Here is a 19,975-nt window from a genome sequence, read left to right on the forward strand (position 1 = left end):
ACGGACTAGCTCAGGTAGGTCGTACGCGCCAGGTTGTACGCCAGGTCCTGCGCGACCTGGAACGCGTCGTCCTCGTCCAGGCGGTGCTGGACGACCAGGTCGGCCAGGTAGCCCGCGTCGATGCGCCGGGCCAGGTCGTGCCGGGCCGGGATCGACAGGAACGCGCGGGTGTCGTCGACGAAGCCGGAGGTGTTGTAGAACCCGGCTGTCTCGGTCACCAGCTCGCGGAAGCGCCGCATGCCGTCCGGGCTGTCCAGGAACCACCAGGGCGCGCCCAGCCGGACACTCGGGTACACACCGGCCAGCGGCGCCAGCTCCCGCGAGTACGTGGTCTCGTCGACGGTGAACAGCACCATCCGGAACCCCTCGGCGTGCCCGAACCGCTCCAGCACCGGCCGCAGCGACTGGGTGAACTCGGTCGCCACCGGGATGTCGTGGCCCTGGTCCGGCCCGTACGTCGCGTGGATGCCCGGGTGGTGGTCACGCAGTACGCCGGGGTGCAACTGCATGACCAGCCCGTCCTCGGCGGACATCGCGGCCATCTGGAACAGCATGTTGCCGGCAAACGCCGCGGCGTCCTCGGGCGTGGTCCGGCCGTGCAGGGCGTCGGCGTAGATCCGCTCGGCCTCGGCGTCGCTCAGGGGAGTGGCGGCCGCGCTGAAGTGCCCGTGGTCGGTCGCGCGTGCGCCCGCCGCGATGAAGGTCTGGCGGCGCTGCTTGAGCGCTTCGAGGTACCCGGCGTACGACGTGGTGTCGGTCCCGGCGCGCTCGCCGAGCAGGGTGATCAGGTCGCTCCAGCCGGGCCGGTCGACGTGGACGACGGCGTCCGGGCGCAGCGTTGGGACGATCCGGCCGGGCAGGTCGGCGGCGATCTTCGCGTGCGGGGCGAGGTCGTCGGTCGCGGCGTCGGTTGTCGACAACAGCTCGATGTTGAACGTGTCGAGCAGCGCGCGCGGCCGGAACTCCGGCTGCGCGAGGCGCGCCGCGATCTCGTCGTACAGGAGGTCGGCGGTCTCGGCCGACGGGTGCACGGTCAGCCCGAGCACCTCGGCGAACTCGTGCTCGAGCCAGTAGCGGCTCGGCGTACCGGCGAACAGGTGCCAGTGCGAGCAGAACTCCCGCCAGATCTCCCGCGGCTCGGCCGTCGTCGTCCCGTCGCGGCGCGGCAGGCCGAGCCGGTCGGGGGAGACGCCCTGGGAGATCAGCATGCGGGTGACGTAGTGGTCCGGTACGACGAGCAGCTCCGCCGGGTTGCCGAACGGCTCGTCGCTCGCGAACAGGTTCGCGTCGACATGCCCGTGCAGGCAGAGCAGCGGCAGATCCTTCGTCGACCCATGGATCCGGCGCGCCAACTCACGCGCCTCACCCGCCGGCAACGCCCGATCCGGATGAGGCTGCAGGGCCTTCGGCATGTCGTCCTCCACTACGTCGTCTGCAACAGCACTGCAAAGGATTGCAGTAGCCTCAGGTAAGCACAAGAGTCAAGATTGTTGACACCACCTTGCAATCGCTTGCAGACTCCAGGACAGAGGTTTGCGGTGGTCGGCCTCGAACGGAGGTTGCGGCTTCGGTCTCCAGCGCGAAGGGCTTGGCCTCGAGCGCGGGAGGGTGCGGTGGAGCGATCACGGTCGGGGCGGGTGCTTCGGCTTCCGGCATGGAGTCTTCGCCTCCCGGGCGGAGGCTAGGGTTTCGGCGTCCTCGGCGGAGGCTGCTGCTTCACACCGTGGAGGCTCCCGTGTGCACTCCCTCCGCCGGCAGCGGCGGGACGTTTCGGGGACGTGCCCCGGCGGGACCGCGGCGACCAGCCGTAGGGCGTTGGAGCTGAAGCGGTGACCGGTGGGTTCGGGTTTCTGAGCGGGGAGGTGGATGTGGCAGCAACACTTCGCGATGTCGCGCGGTTGGCGGGGGTGTCGACTTCGACCGTCTCGCGGGCGCTGTCGCTGCCCGACCTCGTCAACCCGGCGACCCGCGCGCGGGTGCGTTCGGCGGCTGACTCGCTCGGCTACGAACCGAACAAGGCCGCCCGCGGCCTGATCACCGGCCGGACCGGCAACATCGGCCTCGTCCTGCCGGACCTCGCCAACCCGTTCTTCCCCAGCGTCGTCAAAGGCGTCCAGGCGCGCGCCCGGGCAGCCGACGTCGCGGTGTTCGTCGCCGACACCGACGAGGACGTCGCCGCCGAGATGGACCTCGTCCGCGCACTCGCCAAGCAGGTCGACGGGCTGATCCTCTGCTCCCCACGCGCCGAAGCCGAGGACCTGAAGGCGATCGCCGCCGACACCACCGTCGTACTGCTCAACCGCATTGTCGACGATCTACCGGCCGTCGTCTTCGACCACGAGGACGGCATGCGCCAAGCAGTCGCCCACCTGGCGGCCCTGGGCCACCGACGCATCGCCTGGGTAGGCGGCCCCGCAGCCTCCTGGTCCAGCGACCAGCGCGGCCAGGGCCTCTCCCAAGCCAGCGCGGCCCACGGCGTCGACCTCGTCGAGGTCGGCCACTTCCCGCCGCACTACGACGGAGGCATGGCCGCCGCCGACCAGGTCGTAGCCACCGGCGCCACCGCCGTCATCGCCTACAACGACCTGGTCGCCATCGGCCTCCTCGCCCGCCTCCACGCCCGCAACATCCCCGTCCCCACCCGCCTCAGCGTGGTCGGCATCGACGACATCGCCATGTCCGCGATGTCCCACCCGCCCCTCACCACCATCCGCCTCCCCAAACAACAGGCCGGCCGCCTGGCGGTAGAACTCCTCCTCACCCTCCTCGACAACCCAGCCACCACCCCCGAACGCCGAACCCTCCCCGGCGACCTCCTGGTCCGAGCCTCCACCACCGAGGCCCCCCAATGATCCCAGCACCCAGGCGACAGACGCTCCGCCCCGACACCCCCGAGCCGGCGCTGGGCCTCTTCGCCAGTGCAGCGCAGCTCCGGTCCAGCCGCGCCACCGAGCGAGCTGCGCCGCTCCGGTCCAGCCGTGCTGCCGGGCGAAGTGCGCCGTCCGGTCCGGCCGTACTGTCGAGCGAGCTGCGCCGCCCGGTTCCAGCGGCGCTGCCGATGGAACTGCGCCGTTCCGGTCCAGCCGTGCAGCCGAGCGAATCGCGCCGCTCGGGTCCAGTCGCGTCGCCGAGCCAACTGCGCCGCTTCGGTCCAGCCGCGCTGCCGAGCCAACAGCGCCGTTCCGGTCCAGCCGCGCTGCCGGGCCAACTGCGCCGCTCGGGTCCAGCCGCGCTGCCGGGCCAACTGCGCCGCTCCGGTTCAGCCGTGCCACCGAGCCAACTGCGCCGCTCGGGTCCGGCCGCGCTGCCGAGCCAACTGCGCCGCTCCGGTCCATGGCTCACTCCCCACCGCACTTCCGGCCGCAGCCTGCCCAGCCCCAGCAGACCTGCCCGGCCGCATGGTCGCCGGCCTCGCCCCCAACCCGCCCTTGGAGGTACTTCTGATGGTGATGCCTGATGTGCTCGTCCTCGGGGAGATCCTCGTCGAGCTCAGCTCCACCGAGCCTCTGGATGCGGGCACCAACCTCACGCTCAACTTCTCCGGGGACGCGCTCAACGCGGCCGCCGCATCGGCTGCGGCCGGGGCCAAGACCGCGCTGCTCGCCCGCGTGCCCGACGACGAGCTCGGCGACCGCCTGCTCGACCGGGTGGTTGCCCTCGGCATCGACACCTCGCTGGTACGCCGAGTGGAGGGCCAGCACGGCCTCTATCTCCAGCACGCCGACCCCTCCGGCGCCCGCGAGTTCACCTACGTACGCCGCGGAAGCGCCGGCTCCGGTCTAGGCCCCGGCGACGTACCGCTCGACCTGGTCGCCGAAGTCGGCGCCGTACTCGCCAGCGGCATCGCCTGCGCCATCTCCCCACTCTCCGCAAAGGCTGTCCGCGTAGCCGCCCGGCACAGCAAGTGCTTCGTCTACGACCCGAACTGGCGCCCGCGCCTGGTCTCCGCCGCCGGCGCCGCCGCTCACCTGCGCGCCGTCGCGCCGTACACCCGTCTGATCACCCCCGGCTGGCCCCGCGAAGCCCAACTCGTCGCCGACACCGACGACCCGGCAGCAGCCTGTACGACGCTCCGCGGCCTCGGCATCCAAGCCGTAGCCCTGACCCGCGGCGAGGACGGCATCCTTCTGGACGACGCCGGCCGCCTCACCGAAATCCCGGTCGTCCCCGCCCCGAGCGTTGTCGACCAGACCGGCGCCGGCGACTCCTTCGCAGGCACGGTTACCGCCCGCCTCGCCCTAGGCGACGACCTCCTCACCGCCGTCCGCCTCGGCGTAGCCGCCGCCTCGCTGTCCGTCGGCGGCCTCGGCGGCACCGGCCACGTCCCCACGCTCACCCAAACCAGAACCCACGCAGCAACGGAGGTCTCAGCATGAGCACCCCCGACAACCACCCAGCCGCACCCGCCACCGCGGCCGTCCACGCCGCCTTGCCCGCCCTCAGCACCTCAGGCGTCCACGCCGCCACCTCGGAGGTCTCGGCGTGAGCACCCCCGAGAACCAGTCCACCCCTGGCCGCGTCGCCCGCCCGAGCGCCCTTGAGAACCAGTCCACGCCCGCCGCGTCGCCCATCTCGAGCACCCCCGAGAACCAGTCCACGCCCGCCGCGCCCACCCCGAGCACCTCGGGCGTCCACGCCGCCACCACGGAGGTCTCGGCGTGAGCACCCCCGACAGCCACCCAGCCGCACCCGCCACCGCAGCCGCCCGCGCCGATGCGGCCGCCCATGCAGCCGACCACATCGCCTCGCCCGTCCTCACCACCTCGGGCGTCCCCGCCGCGTCGCCCACCCCGAGCACCCCCGAGAACCAGCCCACCCCCGCCGCGTCGCCCACCCCGAGTACCTCGGGCGTCCACGCCGCCACCTCGGAGGTCTCGGCATGAGCGCCGCCGACGGCCAGCCGACCGTCCATGCCGCCTCGCCCGCCCTCACCACCGCGGGCGCCCCCGCCGCCTCGACCGGCCCCAGTATCTGGGGCATCCACGCCGCCGACCTGGCAGCTGCGCCCGGTCGTTCCACCACGGAGGTCTCCGTATGAATCGCCTGAGCTTGAGCAACCTGCCCACCAAACCCGCGGTCGACCCCGGAGAGCTTGCTGTCGGCATCGTTCACCTCGGCCTCGGCGCGTTCCACCGGGCGCATCAGGCCGTCTTCACCGAGCGGGCCGCTCAGCTCACCGGGGAGACCCGCTGGGGGATCTCCGGCATCAGCCAGCGTTCAGCCGCCGTGAAGAACCAGCTCGCACCCCAGGACGGCCTGTACGCCGTACTGACCCGCGGCACCGATGAGACCTCCATCGAGGTGATCGGCAGCATCCGCGAAGTGCTGACCGCGCCCGAGGACCCGGACGCCGTCGTCGCGCGGATTGCTGACAATGCGACAGCGGTCGTCACGCTGACGGTCACCGAGAAGGGCTATCGCGCGGCCTCCGGGGGAGGGCTCGACCTCAACGACCCAGAGATCCAGGCCGACCTCGCCGGGCGTCCGCCGCGGACCGTCGTCGGCCAGCTCGCCGCCGGCCTCGCCCGTCGTACCGGCGAACCGCTGACGATCCTCTCCTGCGACAACCTCGTTGCCAATGGCCCCTTCCTGCAGCGGCTCGTGCACGAGTACGCCGACGCGGCCGGCCTGAAGGGCGAGCAGTTCGAGGCCGCAGCGTTCCCGGCGAGCATGGTCGACCGCATCGTCCCCGCGACCACCGACGCGGACCGCGACGAGGCCGCGCGGCTGCTCGGCGTACGGGACGAGGCGGTGGTCGTCGCCGAACCGTTCCTGCAGTGGGTGATCGAGGACCACTTCGCCGGCGTCCGCCCCGCGTGGGAGACGGCCGGCGCGGTCCTCACCGCGGACGTCGCGCCGTGGGAGCAGGCCAAGCTCCGGATGCTCAACGCGACCCACTCGATGCTCGCGTACCTCGGCGCCCTGCGCGGCTACGAGACCATCGCCGAAGCAGTCCGCGACGAAGAGCTCGCGGCGGCCGCGCGCGAGCTGATCAGTAGCGACGTCATCCCCACGCTCACCCCACCCGACGGCCTCGACCTTCCGTCGTACGGCGAGTCGGTGCTCGAGCGGTTCGCCAACCCGGCCCTCAAGCACAAGACCACCCAGGTCGCGATGGACGGCTCGGTCAAGCTCCCCGTCCGACTCCTCGGCACCATCCAGGACCGACTGGCAGCCAACGCCGAACCGGTCCAAGCCGCCCGCGCGGTCGCCGCCTGGATGGTCTACGTGGCCCGCAGCACCACCGTCGACGACCCGCAGGCCGACCGCCTCAAGTCAGCCACCGCGGACGCAGGAACGCCCACCGCACTGGTGGACGCCCTGCTCGCGGTCGGGACTGTCTTCCCGGCGGACCTCCGGACCAGCGAGACCCTCCGTAGTCTCCTGATCGGGCACGTCACCGAGCTCAGCGGATGATGCGTTTGCCGAGGAGGAAGTTGCTGCCGGCATCGAAGCCGGCCTGCTGCCACTCCTTGGCGGTGAACCACTGACCGAACTTCTGGAACCGGTCCGCGGACAGGCTGTCCAGGAAGTACTCGTTGGCCTTCAGCGTGACCTCGCCGGCGGGGATCGCGGCGCCGGCGTTCTGCACCATGCCGGTCGCCGTGGTACCGCCCTTCATCGTCACCTTGTTGCCGGTGACAACGACGTCGCGCAGCACGTTCAGGCCCCACGGCCCGTTCCCGCGGGTGCGGGACTGGATCGAGATGCCGTTGACGTTGCCGGCGAGCGTGTTGTTGCGGACCTGGACGTTCGACGAGGTGTTGACGTTGATCCCGCCGCCGTCCCACAGCGACCGGCCTGACCCGCGCCCGGTGCCGAAGCCGTTGCCGGTGATCGTGTTGTTCTCGATCACGCCGTTGCGCCCGATCTCGTACCGGATGCCGTCCGCGGCATTGTCGACGATCTGATTGCTGGCGAAGGTCCGCCCGTCGTCGTACGCGTCGCTCCACAGCCCGACGCCCTTGTTGGCCTTGATCGCGTTCCCACTGACCGAGCCGCCGTTGGACCAGGTGGTCTTGATGCCACCGGACTCCCAGTCGGCGATCCAGAACCCGTCGGTGTTGTTGCCGCTGATCTGATTGCCGACAATCGACCCGTTCGTGGTGCTGTACTGGCCGACCCCGAGCTGCCCGTTGGACTGGATCAGGTTCTTCTCCAGCCGCGCGCCGTCGGCGTTGACGAGCATCGCGCCGACCGCGTGGTTCCAGCGCAGGTCGTTGGCGAAGACGTTCCACCCACCACCCAGTACGACGGCGCCCGCCTGCGGCGCGGACGCGAAGTGCTCGACGGTCAGGCCTCGCACGGTCACGTTGACCTGGCCGCCGCCGATCGCGGTCGTCGTCCTCGACATCTCGACCGACTTCCCGGCCGGGTTGTCACCGATCCACACCGCGTTGCCGGCGTAGTCGCCGTAGAAGGTGCCGGGCACCACCTTCTCGCGGGTCGCGACCCGCTTGAGGTGCTTGCCGTTGACAAAGACCTGCTCGCGCAGGTGGCAGATGTTGGTGACGTTGTCCTCGCACTGCCCGATCTGCGCGTACGCCTTCGGCAGCACGCCCTTGACCGTCCAGTCGCCGCCGTTCGCGGTCCAGCCGGCCAGCGGGACCGACCCGGTCAGTACGGCGCCCTGGTCGCTGCCCAGGGTCTGCTTGGCCTTCGGCCGCAACATCCGATCGATCCGGTGCAGTCCTGAGGCGAAGCAGATGGTGCTGCCGGCCGGGGTCTTGTCGACCACGTCGGCCGCGTTCTCGTCGGGCTTGACCACGACACCCGAGCACGCGGGTGCCTGCGACGGGCCGACCTCGAAGCTGGCGCCTGGGATCGGGGGCGGCGGCGAAGGCCGCCTCGACCGCGGCGTGATCACCGGCACCGTGATGGTCGGCCGCGGGCCGACCGGCAGCGTGATCGTGGCCGGCGGCACCAAAGGAGTGTGGACGGCGACGGGCGGTGCGCCTGCCGCAACAGTTGTCCACGGCATCGAGCCGGCCGGCTCGGCCCCGCGGTCGGGGAGTGTGGTGAGCGAGGGCTGAAACGGTGACGCTGCGGCCGGTACGGTCGTACTGACGACGGCGACGACCGTCAGCGTGCCGAGCGTGGTCGCGGCGAGAATCGTCACTTGTTTGTTCATGTTGTCGGGCCTCCGGGGCGTGACTGTCCATCGGCACCCCCCGGTGCAACTACCTGGGCAGACTAGTACCCCACGTGGCCTTGTCAACACATTCTGTTGCGTTTTGCCCCTAACAAGTTGCCTCGGGCGCATACTCGGTTGCGCGGCGCAATCATCTCCACGCCGCGCAACTACACACGGTCAACTAGTTGGTGAGGAAGCTCCCGCTGGTGTCGTGCCCAGCGGCCCGCCAGCCCTCGGCGGTCAGCTTGGTGCCGAACCGGGCGAACCGCTGCGCGGCGAGCCGGTCGAGCAGGTAGCGGTTCCCGCTGAACGCCAGCTGCCCCGCGGGCACCTCGGCACCGGAGTTCTGCACCATCCCGGTGGCCTGTGTGCCGCCGGTCATCTGGACGGTGTTCCCCGTGATGCGGACGTTGCGCAGCAGGTACTTGCCCCACGGCCCGTCGCCCCGGGTCCGGGACTGGACCGAGATGCCGTTCACGTTGCCGCTGACCACGTTGTTGCGGACCGTCACGTTCGACGAGGTGTTCACGTTGATCCCGCCGCCGTCCCACAGCGACGTCCCGGAGCCACGCCCGGTGCCGAAGCCGTTGCCGGTGATCGTGTTGTTCTCGATCGTGCCGTTGCGGCTGATCTCGAACCGGATCCCGTCGGCGGCGTTGGCGACGATCTTGTTGCCGCTGATCACCCGGCCGTCGTCGGCGACGTCGGCCCACATCCCGACGCCCTTGTTGGCCTGGATCAGGTTGCCGCTGACCGTGCCGGACGAGCGGGTCGACTTCATGCCGCCGGACTCCCAGTCGGCGATCCAGAAGCCGTCGGTGTTGTTCTGGCTGATCACGTTCGAGGTGACGTTCGCCTGCAGCGAGCTGTACTGGCCGAGGCCGAGCTGGCCGTTGTGGTGCACCAGGTTCCGCTCGATCCGTGAGCTGTTGGCCTTCACCAGCATCAGCCCGACCGACTTGTTCCAGCGGACCTCGTTCGCCTTCACCGTCCAGCCGGGGCCGGAGACCAGCGCGCCGGCCTGGGCCGCGCTGGCGAAGTGCTCGATGGTCAGCCCGCGCACGGTGACGCCGGTCTGGTTCGACTCGATCGCGGTCGACGTCTTCGCCATCTCGACCGCCTTGCCGGCCGGGTCGCTGCCGACGTAGATCGCGTTGGCGGCGTAGTCGGCGTAGAACGTGCCGGCCTTGACCGCGGCGAGCGAAGCGACCCGGGTCTGGTGTGCGCCGCCCAGGTAGACCTGCTCACGCAGGCTGCAGATGTTCGCCGCGTTGTCCTCGCACTGCCCGGCCTTGCCGTACGCCGCAGGCAGCGCGCCGCGGGTCACCCAGGCAGCGCCGGAGCGGGCCCAGCTGGTCAGCGGGACGGAGCCGGTCAGCACGGCGCGGTCGTCGCTGGCGATCGTCTGGTTGGCCTTGGGCCGGATCGTCTGGCTGATCCGGTGCAGACCGGCGCTGAAGCAGAACGTCGTACCGGCCGGGTTCGCGTTGACCACGGACTGGGCGTTCTGGCCCGGCTTGATCGCGACACCGCTGCACGGACCCGCGTACGCCGGCCCGGCGGTGCTGTTGCCGGGGACGACGACCGTCTTGGTCGGCTCCGGCGGCTCGGGGGAGGTCGGCATGCTGGTTGGATCCGCGGGCTTCGACGGCTTCGTCGTCGGTACGACGGTCGGCGGCTTGCTCGTCACCGTGCCCGGCGGGTGCGTCGTACCGGGATTCGTCGGCTTCGTGGTCGGCCGTGACGACGGGAGAATTCCCGCGCCGGCCGCGGCATTCTGCTCGGTGCTGCGTGACTTTCCCGCGGTGGCCGCGTTCTTCTGATGAGAGAAGACTGGATAGGCGACTGTAACGACAGCGACCGCGGTAGCGATAACACCGACGAACAGCAACCGCTTGGGCGACGTCCTTCTCAAAGCATCCTCCGGGTTATCGGCGCGCGGTGAAACTCCCCGAGATGCGGCCTCACGAACCAGTTGTCACCACCGCGAACCTTTAAGGTGGTGCCATGCGGGTCGCCATGTTGCACAACCGTTATCGATCAGGTCAACCCAGCGGTGAGAACACTGTCGTCGATCAAACGGCTGATTTTCTGCGCAGCTCAGGACATGTCGTCGACATCTACGAGCAGCACAGCGACTCGATCGCGCAGATGCCGGGGAAAGATCGCGCTCTGTTACCGCTTCGCTCCATCTGGTCATTTTCGGCCGCCCGCGATTTGACTCTCCGCTTACAGGAGAAACGTCCGGACATCGTGCACGTTCACAACACCTTTCCGTTGTGGAGCCCGTCGGTCCTGCGCGCTGCCCGGCGGGCCGGCCTGCCGGTCGTCGCCACGCTCCACAACTTCCGGCTGATGTGCGCGAACGCGGTGCTGCAGCGCGACGGCGGTCCGTGCGAGTCGTGCGTCGGCAAGATCCCGTGGCGCGGCGTGGTGCACGCGTGCTACCGCGAGTCGACCGTGCAGAGCCTTCCGCTGGTCGCCGGGATCACCGCGCACCAGGCCCTGCACACCTGGCAGCGGCACGTCACGACGCTGATCGCGCCCTCGGAGTTCGTCCGCTCCCGGTACGTCGCCGGCGGATTCGCGCCGGAGAAGATCGTCGTCAAGCCGCACGCCGTCCCGTCCACCGGGCAGGTCCGGACCGGTGCGGGTGAGGCCGTCGTCTTCGTCGGCAGGCTCACCGAGGACAAGGGGTTCGCGGATCTGCTCGACGCCTGGGAGCCCTCCCTCGGCCAGTTGGTCGTCGTCGGGGACGGGCCGCTGCGCGCGGCGGCCGAGGCCCGCGCCGCGGTGGACCCGTCCGTGCGGGTGCTCGGGGCGCTGCCGTGGGCCGAGAGCATGGCGGTCGTCCGTACGGCGCGGGCGGTCGTCGTACCCGCCCGTTCGTACGAGACGTTCGGCCTCGTGGTGGTCGAGGCGTTCGCGCACGGTGTGCCGGTGGTCGCGTCCCGGATCGGCGCGCTGACCGAGCTGGTCGACGACGGCGAGACCGGTGTCCTGGCCGAGCCTGGCGACCCTGAATCGCTGCGGAAGGCACTGCGGTTGATCACTGATCCCGCATGTTCGGTAACCTGCGGCGAGCGAGCCCGTCAGGTCTACCTGGAGCGCTTCACCCCGGAGCGCGACCTGGCGGCCACGGAGAGGATCTACGCCGATGCGATCGCGCGGCACGCGGCCGACCGTTGACCGGGCCGCCTGCCCCCGAAGTACCTGCCGGGGTAGTGATCGCCGCGCGGCGACGGGCGTAGGTCACCGCGGATCGCCCGGTGTAAAGTGCGCCGAGGCGAGGGGGGTCTCGCCGGCAGCTGGTGGGGACCGGGATTCCGGTATCGCGCCGGCAGTTCTCAGCACAGGTGTTCGGCGTACCGGCGAGTTCGGGAACGCCGAAGGGGAAGAGCCCGCGGGGGCTCAGTGGGGGAGTGCAGGGTGCCGCAGCGCATCGGTTATCTGACCGGGGTCTTCGACCTGTTCCACATCGGGCACCTCGACGTGCTCGAGCAGGCGCAGCAGCAGTGCGACCGGCTTGTGGTCGGCGTGCTGACCGACGACTGGGCGCTGGACGCGTGGGGCGCGCGGCCGTTCGTGCCGCTGGTCGAGCGCCGGCAGATCCTCGAGCAGCTGCGCTGCGTCGACGAGGTCGTCGTGGTGGAGGAAGCCGGGTGGCTGACCAACGTCCTCGGGGCACGGACCGTGTTCGCCGCTGACGGGACCGACGGTGTGCTGGCCGCTGACGAGCTGGACGGGATCCCCGCCGAGCTGATCAGCGAGCTGCCCGCGCGTCGCGAGTCCCGCAGCCAGATCCTGCGCGCCGCGATCGACCAGCGGCAGTCGCGCAGTTCCGTCGCATGAGCTCGTACGGCGACGCCGTCGCCCAGCTCGCGCGGGCCCAGAAGCCTTCGGCCGGTACGCCGGCGTACTCGCGTTTCGTGAACCGCAAGCTCGGGCGCTACCTGGCCGCCGGAGCGTTCGTGCTCAACCGGACGCCCAACCAGGTCAGCCTGTCCAGCGGCTTCTGCTCGCTGGTCGGGATCGTGCTGATCGCCCTCGTCGAGCCTAGCTTCGGACTGGCTCTCGCGGTGACCGCGCTGCTGGTGCTCGGGTACGCGCTGGACTCGGCCGATGGTCAGCTGGCCCGGCTGCGCGGTGGTGGTTCGCCGCTCGGTGAGTGGCTCGACCACATGATCGACTGCGTGAAGATCGCGCTGCTGCACTCGGCGGTGCTGATCTCGTTCTACCGCTTCGATGCCTTTAGCAACGAACTGGTGCTGCTGATCCCGCTCGCCTACCTGTGCGTGTCCGCGGTGATGTTCTTCGGGCTGATCCTGATCGACCAGCTGCGCCGGCGGCACGGCGCCTCGACCGCGAACGTGCGCGGCGACTCGGTGCTGAAGTCGCTGGTGATCGCGCCGACCGACTACGGGATCCTCTGCCTGGTGTTCCTCACCTTCGGGTGGCCGTCGGTGTTCGTCGGCCTGTACGGGCTGATGCTGCTGGCGAACCTGCTGTTCCTGCTGGCGGCGATCGCCAAGTGGTACAAGGAGATGGCGGCGCTGGTTCCGGCGGAGGTTCAGGGCTGATGGGTGTCGTGGGGTACGCCCCGGGGGTCTACGACATGTTCCACATCGGGCACCTGAACATCCTGCGCCGCGCCAGCGAGCACTGCGACTACCTGATCGCCGGGGTGGTCGAGGACGACGTCGTCACCAAGATCAAGGGCCGGCCGCCCGTCGTACCGCACGACGAGCGGATGGAGGTCGTGCGCGCGATCGGGATCGTCGACGAGGTGGTCAGCGACTGGTCGAGCGACAAGTTCGAGATGTGGAAGCAGCTCCGGTACGACGTGCTGTTCAAGGGCGACGACTGGAAGGGCACCGAGAAGGGGCTCCGGCTGGAGAAGCTGCTCGGGGAGGTCGGGGCCGAGGTGCACTACTTCCCGTACACGGCCTCGACGTCCAGCACGGACTTGCGGCGACTGCTGGAGGGCACGCTGTGACCGGGCCGGTGGAGGACGCTGATTCTGGAATTGCCCCGGTGGCGGGGGCCGGGGGATCGACGGCCGGGGTGCCGACGCGGCGGCGGATTCTGGTGAGTGCGTACGCGTGCCGGCCCCAGGGCGGGTCGGAGCCGGGCGCCGGGTGGGCCTGGGCGAAGGCGGCGGCGCGGGACCACGACGTGTGGTTGCTGACCCGCGGCAAGTTCGCGCACGAGATCGAGGAAGAGCTCGCGATCCGGCCGGTGCCGGGGCTGACCGTCGTACCGCTGGAGCTGTCGAAGTTCTTGCTCAAGCTGCGGCGCCGGAGCGCGGACGTCTACTGGTACTACCCGCTGTGGCAGCGCAAGGCCGGCCAGGTCGCCGAGCGGCTGCACCGCAAGCAGGCCTTCGACGTGATCCACCACCTGACGTTCGCGGTCGACTGGATGCCGGCAGGCGTCGTACGGCGGACGTCGGCGAAGGTGATCTGGGGACCGGTCGGCGGATCGACGGCGGTGCCGCTGTCGATGGCGCACTGGCTCGGATCGAGCGGCCTGGTGGGGGAGCTGGTCCGTCGCGCGTGGACCGGCCTCGCCCGGCGACTGGTCGGGCGTCAGCTCGCGCAGCGGGCCGACCTGGTCATTGCCCAGAACAAGGATGTCGCCGAGGTCTTCGGGCCGCACACGCGCGAGATCGTCGTCCAGCCGAACGTCGCGATCCGCCGCTTCGCCAGCGCCTCCGGCCCGTACGAACCCTTCGGCGGACCCGGGGTGAAGACGGCGTTGTTCGTCGGCCGCCTGATCCCGTGGAAGGGCCTGCTGCTCGCGATCAGTGCGCTCGCGCGCCCCGAGGCCGCCAACTGGGAACTCCGGGTCATCGGCGACGGCCCCGACTGGCGCCGCGCCGAACGCCTCGCCGAGCAGCTCGGCGTCCGCGACCGTGTCGAGTTCACCGGCCAGCTTCCCCGCGAGGAAGTGCTCGCCGCCCTGCTCCGCGCCGACGCCCTCCTGGCCCCCGCCCTCCGCGAGGCCGCCGGCTGGGCGGTCACCGAAGCCCTCGCCAGCGGCTGCCCGGTCGTCTGCGTGGACCGCGGCGGCCCGTCGGTCATCGTCGGCCCCGACGAAGGCGTCGCCGTCAGCTGGCGAGGCGACGTCGTAGGCGAACTGGCCAAGGGCCTGGCGTCCCTGAAGGGCCGAATCACCCCCGTAGACCGCTGGGGCCCCGACCGCCTCCCCGCCTTGCTGTCGGACTGGTACGCCGAAGCCCGCGTGACCTCTTAATACTTTCTGCTTCTTTTGTTCTTCAGTCTCTGGCGGTCTTGCCGGGCAGGGCGAGCATGCGGTCGAGGGCGATCTTGGCGTACCGCTCGGTGTCGGCGTCGACCTTGATGGGGTTGACGACGTGGCCGGCGACCAGGTTCTCCAGGGTCCAGACGAAGTGCGGCAGGTCGATGCGGTTCATCGTCGCGCAGTAGCAGACGGTCTTGTCGAGGAAGACGATGTTCTTGTCGGCGTGCTGCTTGGCCAGGCGGGAGACCAGGTTCAGCTCGGTGCCCACCGCCCACGACGTACCGGGTTCGGCCTCGTCGAGGACCTTGATGATGTACTCCGTCGAACCGACCAGGTCGGCCTTCGTGACGACCTCGTGCCGGCACTCCGGGTGCACCAGCACCTTCACCCCGGGAACGCGCGCACGGACGTCGTCGACCGACTCCGGCGTGAAGCGCCCGTGCACCGAGCAGTGCCCGCGCCACAGGATCATCTTCGCCGCCGCGAGCTGCTCGCGGGTCAGGCCGCCGCCCGGCTTGTGCGGGTCGTACACGACGCACTCGTCGAGGCTGATCCCCATCTTCTGCACCGCGGTGTTGCGCCCGAGGTGCTGGTCGGGCAGGAAGAGCACCTTCTCGCCCTGCTGGAAGGCCCAGTCGAGCGCGACGTCGGCGTTGCTCGACGTACAGACCGCTCCGCCGTTGCGGCCGCAGAACGCCTTGATGTCGGCGCTGGAGTTCATGTACGTGACCGGCACCGTGACGTCCGCGACGCCGGCGTCGGCGAGCGCGTCCCAGGCGGCCTCGACCTGCTGGATGCGCGCCATGTCGGCCATCGAGCAGCCGGCCGCGAGGTCGGGCAGGATCACCGTCTGGTTCTCGTTGGTGAGGATGTCGGCGGACTCGGCCATGAAGTGCACACCGCAGAACACGATGTACGGCGCGTCCGGCCGGTTCGCCGCGTCGCGGGCGAGCTTGAACGAGTCACCGGTGACGTCCGCGAACTGGATCACCTCGTCGCGCTGGTAGTGGTGCCCGAGCACGAACACCTGGTCGCCGAGCGTGGCCTTGGCCTTCGTCGCCCGCTCGACCAGGTCCGGGTCGGAGGCCGGCGGCAGGGCCCCCGGGCACTCGACGCCACGCTCGGAGTGGGGGTCGGTGTCGCGGCCAAGGAACAGCAGCGGAAGGGCTTTCGGGCCGTCTGCGATCGTCGTCACGTCAACATCGTCGCACGCCGCTGCCCAGGGATCGCGTGGTACACGTCACTGCCCATCATGCGAAATTACCGGCCCTAATCGTTGGGTGTGCAAGCATCGACGGATGACAGACGTGATCGTCGTCGGAGCAGGACTGGCCGGGCTGAACTGCGCCCTCACCCTGCAGAGCCGAGGCCTCGCCGTCAGCATCCTTGAGGCCGCCGACGCCGTCGGCGGCCGAGTCCGCACCGATCGCATCGACGGCTATCTGTGCGACCGAGGCTTCCAACTGCTCAATCCCGCGTATCCAGCAGTACGCCGGTACGTCGACCTGGCGGCGCTGGATCTCCATGCCTTCACCGCCGGGGTCGCTGTCGCAGGAGCCGCCGGTACGACGGTCCTCGCCGATCCCCGCCGCAGCCCTTGGTTGCTGGGCCGGACTCTCGTGAGCGGCTACCTCAGCCCAAAGGAACTGGCCCGCCTGGGTGCGTGGGCAGCCCCGGCGCTAGGCCGGGTCGACCGGCTCCTCGCCGAGGCTTCGGGCCAGGCTCCCGGGGCGCCCTCACCCGGTGCGGCCTCGCCCGGCGCGCCGCCACCCGGTGCGACGCCACCCGGTGCGACGCCACCCGGCGCCGAGGCCCCGGGGCGCTCCGCCCTTCACCCCGGCTCGGTGACCGGGGGAGACCTGTCGTTGCGGGAATCGCTGGATCGCGCGGGCGTCGACGGCAGGCTCCGGCGGGAGGTCCTCGAACCGTTCCTCGCCGGCGTCCTCGCGGAAGCGGACGGCGCGACCTCGGCGGCGTTCGTGCGGTTGCTGCTGCGCAGCTTCCTGCTCGGTACGCCGAGCCTGCCCGCGGGCGGCATGTCGGCCCTGCCCGAGCAATTGGCCGCGCGCTTGCGCGAGCCCGTGCAGCTGAGCCGCCCGGCGACCGCCGTACGGGGTGGTGACGAGGTGGTCGTCGACACCGTCGACGGCGAGCTCCGCGCCCGCGCCGTCGTCATCGCCACCGACCCGTCAGCGGCCGCCGAGCTCGTCCAGCTCCGAGCGCCGCAGCTGAAGGGCCTCAGCACCTACTGGTTCACGACCGACGAACCGCCGCGCACCGACAAGCTCCTGGTCGTCGACGGCCGCCGCGACGGCCCGGTCGTCAACACCGCGGTGATGTCGAACGTAGCACCGTCGTACGCGCCACCCGGGCAGCACCTGATCCAGGCGACCACCCTGTGGCCGACCGAAGCGGTCGAGAGCGAGGTGCGGATCCAACTGACGCGGATGTACGGGCGCTCGGCCGGCGCGTGGCAACTCGTCGTACGGCACGACATCCCCGAGGCCCTCCCGCACCAGCCGCCGCCGCTCGCCGCACGCCGCCCGGTCGCCCTCGGCGAAGGCCGCTTCGTCGCCGGCGACCACCGCGACACCGTCTCGATCCAAGGCGCCCTCGTCTCCGGCCGCCGCGCCGCGAACGCGGTCACGCAGTACTTGGCCTAAGCGTCGGCGGGCAGACCCGCCCGCGCGGCGCCGCCTAGGCGTCAGCCGGCCGATTGAAGTAGATCCCCTCCACGCCGTACGCCGTCGGCAACAACGGCCGATGATTCGCGATGACCGTCAGTTCGGCCGCCTCCGCGGCGGTGAACCACCCGACCTCGGTCACCTCGTCGGACAGCCCCGCCGTTCCCTCGACCACCTCGGCACGGAACAGGACGCCGAGGATCTGCACCCGATTCCCGTCCGGGTAGACGACGACGAGATCCGGATCCGAGTACACCCCGAGCAGCCCGGTCACGCGTACCCGCAGCCCGGTCTCCTCCAGCACCTCCCGCTGAGCAGCCTCCGCCGGCCGCTCACCCGCGTCGATCCCACCACCCGGCATGCACCACTCATCGTTGTCGCTGCGCCGAGTCAGCAACAACCGATCCCCGTCCAGCACCGCCGCCGAAGCCCCCGGCCGAAGCGGGGCCTTCGCATCAGTCCGTACGTCGTCCTCGTGCAACGTCATCCGCTCTCCCTCACAAGTCATCCCCGCGCCCGTCGCCGGGGTCTCATTCCGCCAGCCCGCCAGCCCGCCAGCCCGCCAGCCCGCCTGCCCGCCTGCCCGCCTGCCCGCCTGCCCCGAGCCCGCGAGCCCGTCAACCGGCCAGCCCGTCGCGGCAGGCCCGGTCGGCCGCTCGGGTTGTCTCCGGCAGGCGATACCGCGGCGATAGCTCCAGCACCCGCTCGACCGCAGTCCCCAGCGACACCCGATGTCCGACCGAGACGAACACCGGCTTGATCTTGTTCTGCGTCCGCAGCACTTTCCCGACGATCTCCCCGTCGAGCACCAGCTCACTGGCCTCGCCCCGCGCGGCCCCCGGCTCCTCCCACTCGCCGACGAAAGCCGTCTTCCCCACCCCGATACTCGGCAGCCCAGTCACCACTCCCAGGTGGCAAGCCAGCCCGAACCGCCGAGGATGCGCCAGCCCCTGCCCGTCACACACCAGCAGTTCCGGCGTCACCCGCAGCCGCTCCAACGCAGCCACCAACCCCGGCACCTCCCGAAACGCAAACAGCCCAGGCACGTAGGGAAACGCAGTCCGCCCCCGCACAACGGCTCGGTCGACCTCCCGCAACTCAACCGTCGCCGAGCGCGCGCCCGCCGCCTCGCAGGACCTGGACTCGCTCGACCGTGCCTCCGCCCGGATCACCTCCAGTACGACGACCGCCGCCGCGTACTCGTCGCCGTCGTACGCGACATCCAACCCGGCCACGTACCGCGGCGCCCGCGACGCGTGGTCGGTGACGTCAACGAGCCCCCGAAGCTCCTCCTGAAGAGCAATCGCCTCACCAACAGTCAGCTGCACCGCCCGCACGCTACCGGCCGACTCCGACACCCCGTCGACCGTCGCGTCGTCGAATCCACCTGATCAAGGCGGACAGCACCGACGCCCACCACTGATCAACTCACCCCTGCGCCGCTCCGGAGGTGTGCGCTGAGCGTAAGCAGCTAGTCCGCGGCGTGGTTGATCAGTGGTAGCCGTCGACGCTCGTGGCCTGTCCGCCGAGCCGGACGGGCTGATAGGCCCGGCCTATCGCACCGAGAGGGGCGTCCGGTGGGTGGCTGCTGTGGCGCAGGACGGCGCGGGAGTTTGCGAGGATGTGCGCATGCGCGTGCTGATTGCTCCGGACAAGTTCGCTGGGACGTTGACGGCGGTCGAGGCTGCGGCCGCGATCGAGGAGGGGTGGCGGCGCAGGGATCCTGAGGCCGAGGTGCTGGTGGCGCCGATGGCTGACGGGGGACCCGGGTTCATCGACGTCCTGGCGGCGGTTGTCGACGGCACCCTGTTGTCGGTCACCGTCCGCGGCCCGCTCGGTGGCGACGTTCCCGCGACCGTCCTGGTCGCCGGCGAGACGGCGTACATCGAGACCGCACAGGCCTGCGGGCTGCACCTGGTCGAGCCCGCCGATCGACGGCCTGAGGACGGTACGACGTACGGCGTCGGCCAGCTGATCGCGGCCGCCGTGGACGCGGGGGCGAAGCGGATCATCCTCGGACTCGGTGGATCCGGGACGAACGACGCGGGCGCGGGCCTGCTCGCGGCGCTCGGTGCGACCGGCGTCGGCGGCAGCCTCGACGCGGGCGCGACCGGGCTGGCCGACCTGACCGCGGTCGACCTCCAGCCGGCCCAGACCAAGATGGCGGGCGTCGAGTTCGTCGCGGCGAGCGACGTGGAGAACCCGATGCTCGGGCTGCGTGGCGCGACCAACATCTTCGGCAAGCAGAAGGGCGTCGCCGACGAGCGCAAGCCGGTCGTCGACGGCTGGCTGACCCACTTCGCCGAGCTCGCCGACCGGAAGACGGCCGACCAGAAGGGCGCCGGCGCGGCGGGCGGGCTCGGGTACGCGCTGCTGCTGCTCGGCGCCGAGCGCGTCTCAGGGATCGATCTGGTCGCCGATCTGACCGGGCTGAAGGAGAAGGCCGGGCGGGTCGATCTGGTGCTGTCCGGTGAGGGCGCGTTCGACTTCCAGTCGCGCGACGGCAAGGTGATCGCCGGGGTCGCCAAGGTCGCGAACGACGCGATGCGGCCGTGCGTCGTACTGGCCGGCAAGGTGCTGATCGGCTCCCGCGAGATGCGCACGATGGGCGTCGAGTCGGCCTACTCCCTGGTCGACGCCGTCGGCGAGGAGCAGGCCTTCGCCGACCCTCACGGCTCGCTGGCCAAGGTCGCCGAACGCGTAGCCCGCACCTGGGCCCGCTGACCACCGGCCTGCGCGCCGGTTGCCCGGTGGGTGAGGCAAGTTGTTGATCCTCGAAATTGGTGTGCGACCATGGGAATGAGCGCGGGTCAGTGGGTGTTGGCTCGTGTTGACAGCGGATTTTCCGCGTGCGGCTGCCTGCCCATCAGCAGCCGGGCGCTCAAGAGATGAC

At 70.6% G+C, this 19,975-nt stretch carries 19 protein-coding genes; 13 read left to right on the plus strand and 6 right to left on the minus strand.

All coding sequences use genetic code 11. From position 1 onward, the window contains the following. Nucleotides 1-5: 5 nt before the first annotated feature. Nucleotides 6-1,412, minus strand: a complete 1,407-nt coding sequence (uxaC, locus tag ACYVIO_RS21690) for a glucuronate isomerase (protein WP_460652673.1) — start codon at nt 1,410-1,412, stop codon at nt 6-8. Between the two features lie 456 nt (nt 1,413-1,868). On the opposite strand from uxaC, the gene ACYVIO_RS21695 reads away from it, so the two are divergent. From ACYVIO_RS21695 to ACYVIO_RS21715, 5 genes are all read left to right on the plus strand, one after another. Further along, complete coding sequence (locus tag ACYVIO_RS21695; RefSeq protein ID WP_460652674.1) at nt 1,869-2,852, plus strand: LacI family DNA-binding transcriptional regulator; 984 nt, start codon at nt 1,869-1,871, stop codon at nt 2,850-2,852. A gap of 591 nt (nt 2,853-3,443) precedes the next feature. Then, a complete protein-coding gene (locus ACYVIO_RS21700; protein ID WP_460652675.1) occupies nt 3,444-4,376 on the plus strand; it encodes a sugar kinase in 933 nt (310 codons plus the stop codon). Between the two features lie 282 nt (nt 4,377-4,658). Then, nucleotides 4,659-4,883 (plus strand): hypothetical protein, encoded by a 225-nt coding sequence (locus ACYVIO_RS21705; protein WP_460652676.1) that lies wholly within the window; start codon nt 4,659-4,661, stop codon nt 4,881-4,883. After that, nucleotides 4,880-5,038, plus strand: a complete 159-nt coding sequence (locus tag ACYVIO_RS21710; protein ID WP_460652677.1) for a hypothetical protein — start codon at nt 4,880-4,882, stop codon at nt 5,036-5,038. The genes ACYVIO_RS21705 and ACYVIO_RS21710 overlap by 4 nt, the downstream gene beginning before the upstream one ends. Next, a complete protein-coding gene (locus ACYVIO_RS21715) occupies nt 5,035-6,417 on the plus strand; it encodes a mannitol dehydrogenase family protein (protein ID WP_460652678.1) in 1,383 nt (460 codons plus the stop codon). Before ACYVIO_RS21710 ends, ACYVIO_RS21715 begins: the two co-directional genes overlap by 4 nt. Here ACYVIO_RS21715 and ACYVIO_RS21720 read toward each other — a convergent pair. Further along, nucleotides 6,407-8,131, minus strand: coding sequence for a right-handed parallel beta-helix repeat-containing protein (locus tag ACYVIO_RS21720; protein WP_460652679.1), 1,725 nt, complete (start codon nt 8,129-8,131; stop codon nt 6,407-6,409). The genes ACYVIO_RS21715 and ACYVIO_RS21720 overlap by 11 nt on opposite strands. Before the next feature lie 184 nt (nt 8,132-8,315). Beyond that, nucleotides 8,316-9,758, minus strand: coding sequence for a right-handed parallel beta-helix repeat-containing protein (locus tag ACYVIO_RS21725; protein WP_460652680.1), 1,443 nt, complete (start codon nt 9,756-9,758; stop codon nt 8,316-8,318). Here ACYVIO_RS21725 and ACYVIO_RS21730 point away from each other — a divergent pair. From ACYVIO_RS21730 to ACYVIO_RS21755, 6 genes are all read left to right on the plus strand, one after another. Beyond that, nucleotides 9,757-9,957 carry a hypothetical protein gene (locus ACYVIO_RS21730; protein ID WP_460652681.1) on the plus strand — a complete coding sequence of 67 codons (201 nt, stop codon included), beginning with the start codon at nt 9,757-9,759 and terminating at the stop codon, nt 9,955-9,957. The genes ACYVIO_RS21725 and ACYVIO_RS21730 overlap by 2 nt on opposite strands. Before the next feature lie 196 nt (nt 9,958-10,153). Further along, entirely contained in the window at nt 10,154-11,323 is a 1,170-nt protein-coding gene (locus ACYVIO_RS21735; RefSeq protein ID WP_460653556.1) for a glycosyltransferase, read from the plus strand. 240 nt (nt 11,324-11,563) lie between these two features. Next, complete coding sequence (locus tag ACYVIO_RS21740) at nt 11,564-11,986, plus strand: adenylyltransferase/cytidyltransferase family protein (RefSeq protein ID WP_460652682.1); 423 nt, start codon at nt 11,564-11,566, stop codon at nt 11,984-11,986. Further along, complete coding sequence (locus tag ACYVIO_RS21745) at nt 11,983-12,714, plus strand: CDP-alcohol phosphatidyltransferase family protein (RefSeq protein ID WP_460652683.1); 732 nt, start codon at nt 11,983-11,985, stop codon at nt 12,712-12,714. The genes ACYVIO_RS21740 and ACYVIO_RS21745 overlap by 4 nt, the downstream gene beginning before the upstream one ends. Beyond that, nucleotides 12,714-13,130: an adenylyltransferase/cytidyltransferase family protein gene (locus ACYVIO_RS21750; RefSeq protein ID WP_460652684.1), complete on the plus strand. Its 417-nt coding sequence runs from the start codon at nt 12,714-12,716 to the stop codon at nt 13,128-13,130. The genes ACYVIO_RS21745 and ACYVIO_RS21750 overlap by 1 nt, the downstream gene beginning before the upstream one ends. Nucleotides 13,131-13,168: 38 nt before the next feature. Continuing rightward, complete coding sequence (locus ACYVIO_RS21755) at nt 13,169-14,389, plus strand: glycosyltransferase (protein WP_460652685.1); 1,221 nt, start codon at nt 13,169-13,171, stop codon at nt 14,387-14,389. Nucleotides 14,390-14,411: 22 nt separating this feature from the next. On the opposite strand, the gene nadA is transcribed toward ACYVIO_RS21755, so the two are convergent. Then, a complete protein-coding gene (nadA, locus tag ACYVIO_RS21760) occupies nt 14,412-15,593 on the minus strand; it encodes a quinolinate synthase NadA (protein ID WP_460652686.1) in 1,182 nt (393 codons plus the stop codon). A gap of 103 nt (nt 15,594-15,696) precedes the next feature. On the opposite strand from nadA, the gene ACYVIO_RS21765 reads away from it, so the two are divergent. Continuing rightward, a complete protein-coding gene (locus tag ACYVIO_RS21765) occupies nt 15,697-17,061 on the plus strand; it encodes an NAD(P)/FAD-dependent oxidoreductase (RefSeq protein ID WP_460652687.1) in 1,365 nt (454 codons plus the stop codon). Nucleotides 17,062-17,095: 34 nt separating this feature from the next. Here ACYVIO_RS21765 and ACYVIO_RS21770 read toward each other — a convergent pair whose 3' ends face one another. Both ACYVIO_RS21770 and ACYVIO_RS21775 read right to left on the minus strand, forming a co-directional pair. Beyond that, complete coding sequence (locus tag ACYVIO_RS21770; protein WP_460652688.1) at nt 17,096-17,569, minus strand: NUDIX domain-containing protein; 474 nt, start codon at nt 17,567-17,569, stop codon at nt 17,096-17,098. Between the two features lie 130 nt (nt 17,570-17,699). Beyond that, nucleotides 17,700-18,410: an endonuclease V gene (locus tag ACYVIO_RS21775; RefSeq protein WP_460652689.1), complete on the minus strand. Its 711-nt coding sequence runs from the start codon at nt 18,408-18,410 to the stop codon at nt 17,700-17,702. Between the two features lie 301 nt (nt 18,411-18,711). Between ACYVIO_RS21775 and ACYVIO_RS21780 the strand changes: the two genes are divergently transcribed. After that, nucleotides 18,712-19,806 (plus strand): glycerate kinase family protein, encoded by a 1,095-nt coding sequence (locus tag ACYVIO_RS21780; RefSeq protein ID WP_460652690.1) that lies wholly within the window; start codon nt 18,712-18,714, stop codon nt 19,804-19,806. The last annotated feature ends 169 nt before the right edge of the window (nt 19,807-19,975 follow it).

The sequence above is a fragment of the Kribbella endophytica genome, assembly GCF_054781295.1.

Bases quoted from the DNA above. Each gene is read 5' to 3' on its own strand.
- uxaC (WP_460652673.1), bottom strand. From the start codon at position 1,412: ATGCCGAAGGCCCTGCAGCCTCATCCGGATCGGGCGTTGCCGGCGGGT.
- ACYVIO_RS21700 (WP_460652675.1), top strand. From the start codon at position 3,444: ATGGTGATGCCTGATGTGCTCGTCCTCGGGGAGATCCTCGTCGAGCTC.
- ACYVIO_RS21710 (WP_460652677.1), top strand. From the start codon at position 4,880: ATGAGCGCCGCCGACGGCCAGCCGACCGTCCATGCCGCCTCGCCCGCC.
- ACYVIO_RS21715 (WP_460652678.1), top strand. From the start codon at position 5,035: ATGAATCGCCTGAGCTTGAGCAACCTGCCCACCAAACCCGCGGTCGAC.
- ACYVIO_RS21720 (WP_460652679.1), bottom strand. From the start codon at position 8,131: ATGAACAAACAAGTGACGATTCTCGCCGCGACCACGCTCGGCACGCTG.
- ACYVIO_RS21730 (WP_460652681.1), top strand. From the start codon at position 9,757: ATGCTGGTTGGATCCGCGGGCTTCGACGGCTTCGTCGTCGGTACGACG.
- ACYVIO_RS21725 (WP_460652680.1), bottom strand. From the start codon at position 9,758: ATGCCGACCTCCCCCGAGCCGCCGGAGCCGACCAAGACGGTCGTCGTC.
- ACYVIO_RS21735 (WP_460653556.1), top strand. From the start codon at position 10,154: ATGTTGCACAACCGTTATCGATCAGGTCAACCCAGCGGTGAGAACACT.
- ACYVIO_RS21745 (WP_460652683.1), top strand. From the start codon at position 11,983: ATGAGCTCGTACGGCGACGCCGTCGCCCAGCTCGCGCGGGCCCAGAAG.
- ACYVIO_RS21750 (WP_460652684.1), top strand. From the start codon at position 12,714: ATGGGTGTCGTGGGGTACGCCCCGGGGGTCTACGACATGTTCCACATC.
- ACYVIO_RS21765 (WP_460652687.1), top strand. From the start codon at position 15,697: ATGACAGACGTGATCGTCGTCGGAGCAGGACTGGCCGGGCTGAACTGC.
- ACYVIO_RS21770 (WP_460652688.1), bottom strand. From the start codon at position 17,569: ATGACGTTGCACGAGGACGACGTACGGACTGATGCGAAGGCCCCGCTT.
- ACYVIO_RS21780 (WP_460652690.1), top strand. From the start codon at position 18,712: ATGCGCGTGCTGATTGCTCCGGACAAGTTCGCTGGGACGTTGACGGCG.